At 71.9% G+C, this 10,426-nt stretch carries 11 protein-coding genes; all 11 read left to right on the top strand.

All coding sequences use genetic code 11. The features are described from left to right. The first annotated feature begins 65 nt into the window (after positions 1-65). Entirely contained in the window at positions 66-830 is a 765-nt protein-coding gene (lepB, locus tag EST54_RS21790) for a signal peptidase I (protein ID WP_129249397.1), read from the top strand. Then, entirely contained in the window at positions 823-1,962 is a 1,140-nt protein-coding gene (gene lepB / locus EST54_RS21795) for a signal peptidase I (protein WP_372448176.1), read from the top strand. The genes lepB (EST54_RS21790) and lepB (EST54_RS21795) overlap by 8 nt, the downstream gene beginning before the upstream one ends. Continuing rightward, the gene (gene lepB, locus EST54_RS21800; RefSeq protein ID WP_129249403.1) at positions 1,904-2,872 is read left to right on the top strand and encodes a signal peptidase I; all 969 of its coding nucleotides are present in this window, start codon (positions 1,904-1,906) and stop codon (positions 2,870-2,872) included. Before lepB (EST54_RS21795) ends, lepB (EST54_RS21800) begins: the two co-directional genes overlap by 59 nt. Before the next feature lie 54 nt (positions 2,873-2,926). Further along, positions 2,927-3,655 (top strand): signal peptidase I, encoded by a 729-nt coding sequence (gene lepB, locus EST54_RS21805; RefSeq protein WP_129249398.1) that lies wholly within the window; start codon positions 2,927-2,929, stop codon positions 3,653-3,655. A gap of 160 nt (positions 3,656-3,815) precedes the next feature. Continuing rightward, positions 3,816-4,292, top strand: a complete 477-nt coding sequence (locus EST54_RS21810; protein ID WP_129249404.1) for an NUDIX hydrolase — start codon at positions 3,816-3,818, stop codon at positions 4,290-4,292. Between the two features lie 38 nt (positions 4,293-4,330). Further along, complete coding sequence (locus EST54_RS21815; protein WP_003980220.1) at positions 4,331-4,639, top strand: DUF2469 domain-containing protein; 309 nt, start codon at positions 4,331-4,333, stop codon at positions 4,637-4,639. A 317-nt stretch (positions 4,640-4,956) separates the two neighbouring features. Beyond that, positions 4,957-5,556: a YraN family protein gene (locus EST54_RS36270; RefSeq protein ID WP_392567422.1), complete on the top strand. Its 600-nt coding sequence runs from the start codon at positions 4,957-4,959 to the stop codon at positions 5,554-5,556. Further along, positions 5,556-7,211, top strand: coding sequence for a YifB family Mg chelatase-like AAA ATPase (locus EST54_RS21825; protein ID WP_129249400.1), 1,656 nt, complete (start codon positions 5,556-5,558; stop codon positions 7,209-7,211). The genes EST54_RS36270 and EST54_RS21825 overlap by 1 nt, the downstream gene beginning before the upstream one ends. Continuing rightward, positions 7,208-8,530, top strand: coding sequence for a DNA-processing protein DprA (gene dprA, locus EST54_RS21830; protein ID WP_129249401.1), 1,323 nt, complete (start codon positions 7,208-7,210; stop codon positions 8,528-8,530). Before EST54_RS21825 ends, dprA begins: the two co-directional genes overlap by 4 nt. Before the next feature lie 362 nt (positions 8,531-8,892). Beyond that, positions 8,893-9,729: an RNA polymerase sigma factor WhiG gene (whiG, locus tag EST54_RS21835; protein WP_006602830.1), complete on the top strand. Its 837-nt coding sequence runs from the start codon at positions 8,893-8,895 to the stop codon at positions 9,727-9,729. Between the two features lie 124 nt (positions 9,730-9,853). Further along, the gene (locus EST54_RS21840) at positions 9,854-10,393 is read left to right on the top strand and encodes a TetR/AcrR family transcriptional regulator (RefSeq protein WP_129249405.1); all 540 of its coding nucleotides are present in this window, start codon (positions 9,854-9,856) and stop codon (positions 10,391-10,393) included. Positions 10,394-10,426 lie beyond the last annotated feature (33 nt).

The following is a 10,426-nucleotide window of genomic DNA, read 5'->3' on the forward strand; positions in this document are numbered from 1 at the left end:
CCGCGGCAACGCAAACCGACGCTCACGTACGGCGTCCGGATCCGGCCGGATAGGCTCAGGGCCCGATGGACACCGACGCACAGCTCACGGAGCGCGACCCCTCTCCCACCCCCGATCAGGGGCCGGAGCAGGGGTCGCGCTCCGCGCGTTTTCCCGGCTGGGCGGCCGGTCTGCGACACCGACCGGTCACCCTGCTCGCGCTCTGTCTGGCCTTTGTGCTGCTGCTCAGTGCGTTCATCGCCCAGCCCTTCCTGATTCCGTCCTCCTCCATGGAGAACACCCTGCAGATCGGGGACCGGGTGCTGGTCAACAAGCTGGCGTACCGCTTCGGCGGCGCGCCCGCGCGCGGCGACGTGGTGGTGTTCGACGGCACGGGATCGTTCGTTCACAGGGAGCAGGGGGAGAATCCCGTCACGGGACTGCTGCGCGGCGCCGGTGCGGCGCTGGGACTGGCCCGGCCCGACGAGACCGACTACGTCAAGCGCGTGATCGGCATCGGCGGTGACCACGTGACCTGCTGCGACAAACGGGGGCGGATCGAAGTGAACGGTGAGCCCGTGAACGAGGCGTATCTCCACCCCGGGGACGCGCCGTCCTCGGTGGATTTCGACATCGTGGTGCCGGAGGGCCGGCTGTGGGTCATGGGCGACCACCGCGCCAGATCCAGTGACTCCCGTGACCACCTCGGCCAGCCCGGCGGCGGAACGGTCCCGGTCGACGAGGTCATCGGCCGCGCGGACCTGATCACCTGGCCGGTGAGCCGCTGGCGGACCCTTGGCGCCCCCCGCGCCTTCGACCGGATACCCGCCGCGGCAGGCCCACGTGGGTAGCCGCGGACGCCCCCGCCACGGGAGCAAGGACGCCGCCCGGCGGGGCCGTGCGGCCGTGCAGCCGCAGCCGGACGCCGGCAGCGCGTACGGCGACCCCGGTGGCCACGGCGATCCTCAGGAACCCGGCACGAGCCCCGGACCGCGGCGCGGACGATCCGCGACCCAAGGGCGGCGGGCGGGCCGGCCCGCGACCGGCGGGCGGGCCGAGCGCCGGCGCCAGGCCCGGCGCATCAAGCGCCGCAGACAACGCTCCTACCTCAAGGAAATCCCCATCCTCATCGGCGTGGCACTGGCCATCGCCCTCGTCCTGAAGACCTTCCTCGTCCAGGCCTTCGTCATCCCGTCCGGCTCCATGGAGCAGACGATCAAGATCGGCGACCGGGTGCTGGTCGACAAGCTCACGCCCTGGTTCGGGTCGAAGCCCGAGCGCGGCGACGTCGTCGTCTTCAAGGACCCCGGAGGCTGGCTCAAGGGCGAGCAGACCAAGCCCACCGACGACGGGGGAGCCTTCAAGCCGGTCAAGGACGGCCTGACCTTCATCGGCCTGCTGCCGTCGGCAGACGAACAGGACCTGATCAAGCGGGTGGTGGCGGTCGGCGGTGACACCGTCAAATGCTGCGACAAGCAGGGCAAGGTCACCGTCAACGGCACCCCGCTGACCGAACCGTACGTCCATCCGGGGAACCCGCCCTCCACGCTGAAGTTCTCGGTGACCGTCCCCACCGGCCGGATCTTCGTCATGGGCGACCACCGCTCCAACTCCGCGGATTCGCGCTTCCACCTGGACGAGCCGTACCGTGGCACGGTCCCTGAGGACAATGTGGTGGGCCGGGCCGTGGTGATCGGCTGGCCGTTCTCGCACTGGCGGCGCCTCGAAGAGCCGGACACCTTTACGACCGTGCACGACGCGCCGGGCGCCAAGGCGTCCGCAGCGGGTGTGCCGCATAGGGTGTCACCTGAGAGTTTGACCGTACTCCCGACCCCTGCGGAACTCCCGCTCGTTATGGGAGTGGTGGGCCTGCGCCGGTTGACGCGCGGGCGAGTGCGTGGAGTGAGGAGCAGATGTGGGGGACTTGGCGGTCGGCGCGCGGTCCGGAACCGAAGAGCCCGAGGAGCCGGCAGGGCGCGGTGAGACCCCGCAGCCGGCCGCGAGTTCCGTGCATCGAACACAGTCACCATCAGGAGCGCGGGCCCAGTCGCCGCGTTCAGCCGGGGCGGACGCGTCGGACACGTGGGACACGTCGGCGAGTGGCGAGGTGAGCGGCAGCATGAAGAAGGCCAAGAAGCCGCGTGCCTTCTGGAAAGAGCTGCCGATTCTCATCGGTATCGCCCTTCTCCTCGCCCTGCTGATCAAGACCTTCCTGGTGCAGGCGTTCTCGATCCCGTCCGACTCGATGCAGGACACCCTGCAGCGCGGGGACCGGGTCCTGGTCGACAAGCTGACGCCGTGGTTCGGCTCCAAGCCGGAGCGCGGCGAGGTCGTCGTCTTCCACGACCCGGGCGGCTGGCTGAACGAGACGCCGACCCCCGAGCCCAACCCCGTCCAGAAGGTCCTCAGCTTCATCGGTCTGATGCCCTCGGCCGAGGAGAAGGACCTGATCAAGCGGGTCATCGCGGTCGGCGGCGACACCGTCGAATGCCACGGCACCGGCCCGGTCAAGGTCAACGGCAAGGCCCTCAAGGAAGACTCCTACATCTTCCCCGGCGCCACCCCGTGCGGTGACCGTGCGTTCGGCCCGATCCGTGTCCCCAAGGGCCGGATCTGGGTGATGGGAGACCACCGCGACGACTCCCTCGACTCCCGCTACCACCAGACCCTCAAGGGCAACGGCACGGTCTCGGAGGACGAGGTCGTCGGCCGGGCGTTCACCATCGCCTGGCCCGTCAACCGCTGGGCAACCCTGCCCGTACCGGACACCTTCGACCAGCCCGGGATCAACAAGGCAATGGGGGCCGCACCGGCCGCCCTGGGCCTGGTCGGCGCGGTTCCGATCGTGATCTGGCGTCGGCGGAGGCTGACCGGAACGCGTAACCCCAGGTAAGGTGCCGTCCCGGATCTTCGACGCGGGCCGGGTCCGCGGGGTGGGAGCGCTGGGATGAGCAGCACGACGGAACACAGGACCGACGGCCGCGGCCGGACCATGGGCAGTGTGCTGTCCGGTCTGGCCGTGGCCGTCGGCTGTGCGGCGTTCCTGGGCGGCTTCGTATGGGCGGCGCTGACGTACCGCCCCTATACGGTGCCGACCGATTCGATGTCGCCGACCATCACCGTCGGGTCGCGGGTCCTGGCCGAGAAGGTGGCGGGCTCCGAGATACGCCGCGGTGACGTCGTCATCTTCAAGGACTCCGTGTGGGGCGACCTGCCGATGGTCAAGCGCGTCGTCGGCGTCGGCGGCGACAAGGTCGCCTGCTGCACCAAGCAGGGCCGGCTGACCGTCGACGGAACCCCCATCGAGGAGCCGTATCTGCAGGGCAGCGGCCCCGCCTCGCCCGTCGGCTTCAAGGCCAAGGTGCCCGCCGGTCAGCTCTTCCTGCTCGGCGATCACCGGAGCGACTCCATGGACTCGCGCGTCCACCTCACCGACAGCGATCACGGCTCCGTCCCGCGCAGCGCCGTCCGGGCCCGGGTCGACGCCCGCGCCTGGCCGCTCGGCAGCATCGGGATGATGCAGCGCCCGGCCGCCTTCTCCGCGCTCCCCGGCGGCACCTCGCAGCCCGGCCCGGTACAGCCCATCACCATCACCGTGCTCGCCGGCGCGGTCCTCATCCTCGGCGGCGCCGCCTACGGGCCCATCGCCCGGCGCAGGGCGCGTACGCGTGCCTGAGAGGCGGGACGGCGGGGAGCCGGCCGGTGGCCGTGAGGCGGCGGCCGGCGACCGGTCCGGCGCGGGCCCTGGCGACGCCGAGCCGCCGGCCGACGGCCCGGCAGCGGCGTCCGGCCGGGCCGGGGCGGGAGCCGCCCCCGGGGAGCCGGCGGAGGGCACGGTGCGCCAGGTCTCCCGCATCGTGCTGCTCGACCCCGACGACCGGATCCTGCTGCTCCACGGCTTCGAACCGGCCCGTCCGACCGAGACCTGGTGGTTCACCCCGGGCGGCGGCCTGGAGGGCACGGAGAGCCACGAGGAGGCGGCCCGCCGTGAGCTCGCCGAGGAGACCGGCATCACCGACGCCGTCCTCGGCCCCGTCCTGTGGAAGCGCCGCTGCGCATTCCCGTTCGACGGGCGGCGCTGGGAGCAGGATGAGTGGTACTACCTGGGCCGGACGGACCGTACGGTCACCGACCTCGGTGGGCAGACCGAGCTGGAGCGACGCAGCGTCTCGGGGCTGAGGTGGTGGACGTCGGAGGAACTGTCCGCCTCGCATGAGACGGTGTACCCGACCAGACTCGCCGAGCTGCTGCGCATGCTGCTCGTCGAAGGGCCCCCGAATGCGCCGGTGCTCCTGGAGACCGAGAGGGTCTGACGCACAATAGGGGGACGCACGGCTGAAGGGGATCTGCCATGAGCGCCGAGGACCTCGAGAAGTACGAGACCGAGATGGAGCTGAAGCTCTACCGGGAGTACCGCGACGTCGTCGGGCTGTTCAAATATGTGATCGAGACCGAGCGACGTTTCTACCTCACCAACGACTACGAGATGCAGGTGCACTCGGTCCAGGGAGAGGTCTTTTTCGAGGTGTCGATGGCCGACGCCTGGGTCTGGGACATGTACCGCCCGGCTCGCTTCGTCAAGCAGGTGCGGGTACTCACGTTCAAGGACGTGAACATCGAGGAGCTCAACAAGAGCGATCTGGATCTTCCGGGGAGCTGAGTCCGGCCGAAAGCGGCGGAGAGGTGGGACCCGGCCGCCGTCGGGTCAGCCCTCACTCGGACGGGTGAGCAGGTTGTCCACAGGCGGCTCGTTGTCCACCAAGATCCAATAGCTCCGCGCGGGGGCGTCACAGTCGGTGCCGGAGGTGGTACCGCATGAACGCCATGCACGCCGGCCGCAGGGCCGGAAAGGACACACAGCTCGACCCCGGGCCGCGGGAGCCGCAGCCGGCGAGAGCACAGGACGGGCAGTGGGCCTGTTCGGGACCGCCTGTGGTGGTGGCGCGCGGGTCGGGCAGCGCGGGGTCCGCCGGCGGGATGCGTGCCCGGCGCGGCACGGGCGGAGCGGCGCCTGCGGGACGGGAACCGTCCGCGGGGGCGCGGACGGCCGATGATCCGGCCGTCGGCCCGGTCCCCGACGCGGCCTCCGCCGACGCGGCCGTCGGCGCGCCCAGTGGCCCGGGTCCCGCGGTCGCACCGCCCGGCGCCCCTGGTCCTGCGGCCGCACCGACCACCGCCCGGGCACCGGACGCCGGCCCCGCGGCGGCCGCCTCGACCGTCACTCGGCGACGCGCCCTGGGCCGCTACGGCGAAGACCTGGCCGCCCGGCGGCTCACCGAGGCCGGCATGCGGATCCTGGACCGCAACTGGCGCTGCCGCGACGGAGAGATCGACATCGTCGCGGCCGACGGAGACGCCCTGGTGGTTTGCGAGGTCAAAACCCGCCGCGCCGGCTGGTACGAACACCCCATGGCGGCCGTGCGCCCCGAGAAGACCGCCCGGTTGCGACTGCTGGCGGAACGCTGGCTGGAGCGGCACGGCGGCCCGCCGCCCGGCGGCGTACGGATCGACGTGATCGGCATCCTGCTGCCGGCCCGCGGCGCCCCCGTCGTCCAGCACGCACGGGGGGTGGCCTGATGGGGTTCGCCCGGACCTGCTCCGTCGCCCTTGTGGGCGTCGAAGGAGTCGTCGTCGAGGTCCAGGCCGACCTGGAACCGGGCGTCGCCGCCTTCACCCTCGTCGGCCTGCCCGACAAGAGCCTCATCGAATCCAGGGAACGCGTCCGTGCCGCCGTCGTGAACTCCGGCGCCGAATGGCCGCAGAAAAAGCTCACCGTCGGCCTCAGCCCGGCCTCCGTACCCAAAGGCGGCAGCGGCTTCGACCTCGCCGTGGCCTGCGCCGTCCTCGGCGCTGCCGAGCGCCTGGACCCCCGCGAACTCACCGACCTCATGATGATCGGCGAACTGGGCCTGGACGGCCGCGTCCGCCCCGTACGCGGAGTCCTGCCCGCCGTCCTGGCCGCCGCCGACGCCGGATACCGCCAGGTCGTCGTCCCGGAACAGACCGCCGCCGAAGCGTCACTCGTCCCCGGCATCTCGGTCCTCGGCGTCCGCAGCCTGCGCCAGCTCATCGGCGTCCTCGCCGACGAACCGGTGCCCCACGAAGAACCCAGGGACGAAGGCCGCCCCGACCCGCTGCTCGCCGGACTCGCCGTGTCCGGCACCTGCGCCGGAGCGGGCCTGCCCTCCGGTGACCACACCCCGGATCTCGCGGACGTCGCAGGCCAGCACGGCGCCCGCCGCGCCCTGGAAGCAGCCGCCGCCGGACGCCACCACATCTTCTTCAAAGGCCCGCCCGGCGCCGGCAAAACCATGCTCGCCGAACGCCTCCCGGGACTGCTGCCGCCGCTGTCACCCAAGGAATCCCTGGAGGTCACCGCCGTCCACTCGGTGGCCGGCACCCTCCCGCCGGGACAGCCGCTCGTCCACCGGCCGCCCTACTGCGCACCGCACCACTCCGCGACCATGGCCTCCCTCGTCGGCGGTGGTACCGGCCTGCCCCGCCCTGGAGCCGTCTCCCTCGCCCACCACGGCGTGCTGTTCATGGACGAGGCCGCGGAATGCAGCCCACGTGTCCTGGACGCGCTCCGCCAGCCACTGGAATCCGGGCACATCGTCGTCGCCCGCGCCGGGGGCATGATGCGCATGCCCGCCCGCATCCTCCTCGCGCTCGCCGCCAACCCCTGCCCGTGCGGACGACACGGCACCGCCGGCGGCGGCTGCGAATGCCGGCCTTCATCTGTCCGGCGCTACCGCTCACGACTCTCAGGCCCGCTGATGGACCGGGTCGATCTGCGGATCGTGGTGGAACCGGTCGCCCGCTCCGAACTGCTCGCGCTGGGCCGTGGCGCCGAATCCACCGCAGCCGTGGCCGAACGCGTACACGCCGCCCGTGAACGCGCCGCCGCCCGCCTGGCCGACACCCCCTGGCACACCAACAGCGAGGTTCCCGGCCATGAACTGCGCACCCGCTGGCAGGTCCGCCCCGGCGCCCTGGCCCAAGCAGAACGCGACCTCGAATGCGGCCTGCTCACGGCCCGCGGCCTCGACCGGGTCCTGCGCGTCGCCTGGACAGCCGCCGACCTCGCCGGCCGCGACCGCCCCACCAGCGAAGACGTCAACTGGGCCCTGGAACTCCGCACCGGCGTACGCCGCGGCGCGCTGACCACGCCGGGCACCGGCGGCAGCGAGACCGCCACCACCCGGCCCCGCACCCGCAGGGACAAGCGATGAACGGAATCGACCCATGGGGCTTCGCGACGGACAGGCCGGACACCGCCACGGACGACCGGCCGCGCGCGCCCGGACCGACCGCGGAACCGGGCCACGCCCCACCCACCACGGCCGCATCCCACACCGCCGGGCGCGCGACCGCCCGCCCGTGCTCCGCGCCCGGCGGCACAGCCCGCGAACCGCAGCGCACGGCGCGCGCGGCCCTCACCCGCATCCTCGAACCGGGCGATGAAACCGCCGGCCGCTGGGTGCGCGAAATGGGCCCGGTGGCGCTGTGGCGCGCGCTGTCCGACGAGGACGCAACCCCGCCCCGGGGCGCAAGCCCGGCCAAGACCGAGGGCCTGCGCCTGCGCGCCGCACGGGCCCGCCCCGCCACGGACCTCGCCGCCGTCAGCGCGCTCGGCGGCCGGTTCATCTGCCCAGGGGACGACGAATGGCCCGGCCAGCTCGACGACCTCGGTGACGCACGCCCCCTCGGCCTGTGGGTGCGGGGAACGGCCAACCTCAGGTTGTGGGCGCTGCGCTCGGTCGCCGTCGTCGGCGCCCGGGCCTGCACCGACTACGGCGCACACCTGGCCACCACCCTCAGCGCAGGGCTCGCCGACCGCGGCTGGGCCGTCGTCTCCGGAGCCGCCTACGGCGTCGACGGAGCCGCTCACCGCGGCGCGCTGGCCGCCGACGGCGCGACCATCGCCGTCATGGCCTCCGGCGTCGATTACGCCTACCCGCGCGGCCACACCGAACTGCTCGGCCGGATCGCCGAACAGGGCCTGGTGGTCGCCGAGTTACCACCAGGCGACCACCCCACCCGCAGCCGGTTCATCCAGCGCAACCGCGTGATCGCCGCACTCACCAGAGGCACCGTTGTCGTGGAGGCCGAGCTGCGCAGCGGCTCACTCGTCACCGCTCGGCGGGCGCGGTCCCTCGGACGTTTCACGATGGGTATGCCGGGCCCGGTCACCAGCAGTCTGTCGGCCGGCGTGCATCAACTCCTGCGCGACGAGGCCACGGTGGTCACCGACGCCGATGAGGTCATCGAGCTCGTCGGCAGCATCGGCGACCTCGCCCCCGGTCGGCGGGGGCCCACCCTCACCCGTGACCTCCTCGACCCCGTCGCCACCCGCGTGCTGGAGGCGCTGCCCGCTCAGGGCAGCACGGACACCGGCCGCCTGGCCGAGGAGGCCGGCACGCCCCGTGAGGTGACCCAGGGCAAGCTCTTCGAGCTGCTGTCCCTCGGATTCGTTCAAAGGTGCGGCGGTCACTGGGAGTTGGCGCGACGCGCCGAGGCGACCGACGGTTCCCCGCGAGGCGGTGCTTGACCTGGGGCGAACGGGTGAAAGGGTGAGGGGAATGACCGCAGAATCCAGTTTTGCCACGCTTCGGTGCACACGACCGCCCCATGGGGATTTGACGAGGCGGCGCCGGGGGCGCACATCGTCCCGCGCGCCGCATCACCGCCTCCGTCCGCACGGCCCTCCACAGGGTTGCGACCGGCCCCTTGTCCGGGTGTCGCCACGCCGTACGAGGTAACCCTGGGGTGCGGGCAGCGGAACGTATCTGCGCACCCCCGAACCTGCCGTGATCGCACACCGCAACGCTGCGGTCACGCTACGCTCACAGGCAAATTCAACCCTCATGCATCCATCCACCCGCGTCTCGGCAGAACGGCTCAAGGCGACGAATGCCCCAGCACACCTCCGGGTCTGACCGTGCGGCGGTACCACCCGCCGCGCGCGGCAGCGTGCGCCCCGCCCCGCCCACCTCGCTCGATGAGTTGTGGCGCTCCTACAAGGCGTCAGGCGACGGGCGACTGCGGGAACAGCTGATCCTGCACTACTCGCCGCTGGTCAAATACGTCGCCGGCCGCGTCAGCGTCGGCCTGCCCCCCAACGTCGAACAGGCCGACTTCGTCTCCTCCGGAGTCTTCGGACTGATCGATGCCATCGAGAAATTCGAACCCGAACGCTCCATCAAGTTCGAGACCTACGCCATCACCCGCATCCGCGGCGCAATGATCGACGAGCTGCGCGCACTCGACTGGATCCCGCGCTCCGTACGGCAGAAGGCCCGTGCCGTCGAACGGGCCTACGCCACCCTCGAAGCGCAACTGCGCCGCACCCCCTCCGAGGCGGAGGTCGCCGAGGAGATGGGCATCGGGCTGGAGGAACTCCACAACGTCTTCAGCCAGCTGTCGCTGGCGAACGTGGTCGCCCTGGAGGAGCTGCTGCACGTCGGCGGCGAGGGGGGCGAACGGCTGAGCTTGATGGACACCCTCGAGGACACGGCCGCCGAGAACCCCGTCGAGATCGCCGAGGACCGCGAGCTGCGGCGGCTGCTCGCGCGGGCCATCAACACCCTCCCCGAGCGCGAGAAGACCGTGGTCACGCTCTACTACTACGAAGGCCTCACGCTCGCCGAAATCGGCAATGTCCTCGGCGTCACCGAAAGCAGGGTCAGCCAGATCCACACCAAGTCCGTTCTCCAACTGCGGGCGAAGCTCGCCGACGTCGGACGCTGATCACGTCGCCCGAGCCGGGTCTTCCCACGCCGTGTCGTCATAGGGAGTGCCGCGGCGAGCGCGCCATCCGTAGAGTGGTGACGTGCCAAGGATTCGAGCGGCCTCCGTGGCCGAGCACCGGACGATGCAGCGCCGCGCCCTTTTGGACGCTGCCCGCACCCTGCTGTCCGAAGGCGGAACGGAAGCACTGACCTTCCCCGCCCTCGCCGAGCGCACGGGGCTCGCGCGCTCCTCCGTGTACGAGTACTTCCGCTCGCGCGCCGCCGTCGTCGAGGAGCTGTGCGCCGTCGACTTCCCCGTCTGGGCCGCCGAGGTCGAAGCGGCGATGGAGCGGGTCGACACGCCCGAGGGGAAGATCGAGGCGTATGTGCGTCGGCAACTCGCCCTGGTCGGCGACCGGCGCCACCGCGCCGTCGTCGCCATTTCGGCCGGCGAGCTTGATGCCGGTGCCCGAGAGAAGATCCGCGCGGCGCACGGCGGACTCATCGCCATGATCGTCGAAGCGCTCGCCGCCCTCGGCCACGAGCAGCCCCGACTCGCGGCCATGCTCCTCCAGGGAGTCGTCGATGCCGCGGTCCGCCGCATCGAGCTCGGTGCCGCGGAGGACCCGGACGAGATCACGGAGGCGGCGGTGTCGATGACCCTTCGTGGGGTCCGCGGCTGACCTGGGGGCCTCCCCCCCCGCCCCCTCCCGCCC

Source organism: Streptomyces sioyaensis (assembly GCF_004122735.1).
In the GTDB taxonomy this organism is placed as follows: Bacteria; Actinomycetota; Actinomycetes; order Streptomycetales; family Streptomycetaceae; genus Streptomyces; species Streptomyces sioyaensis.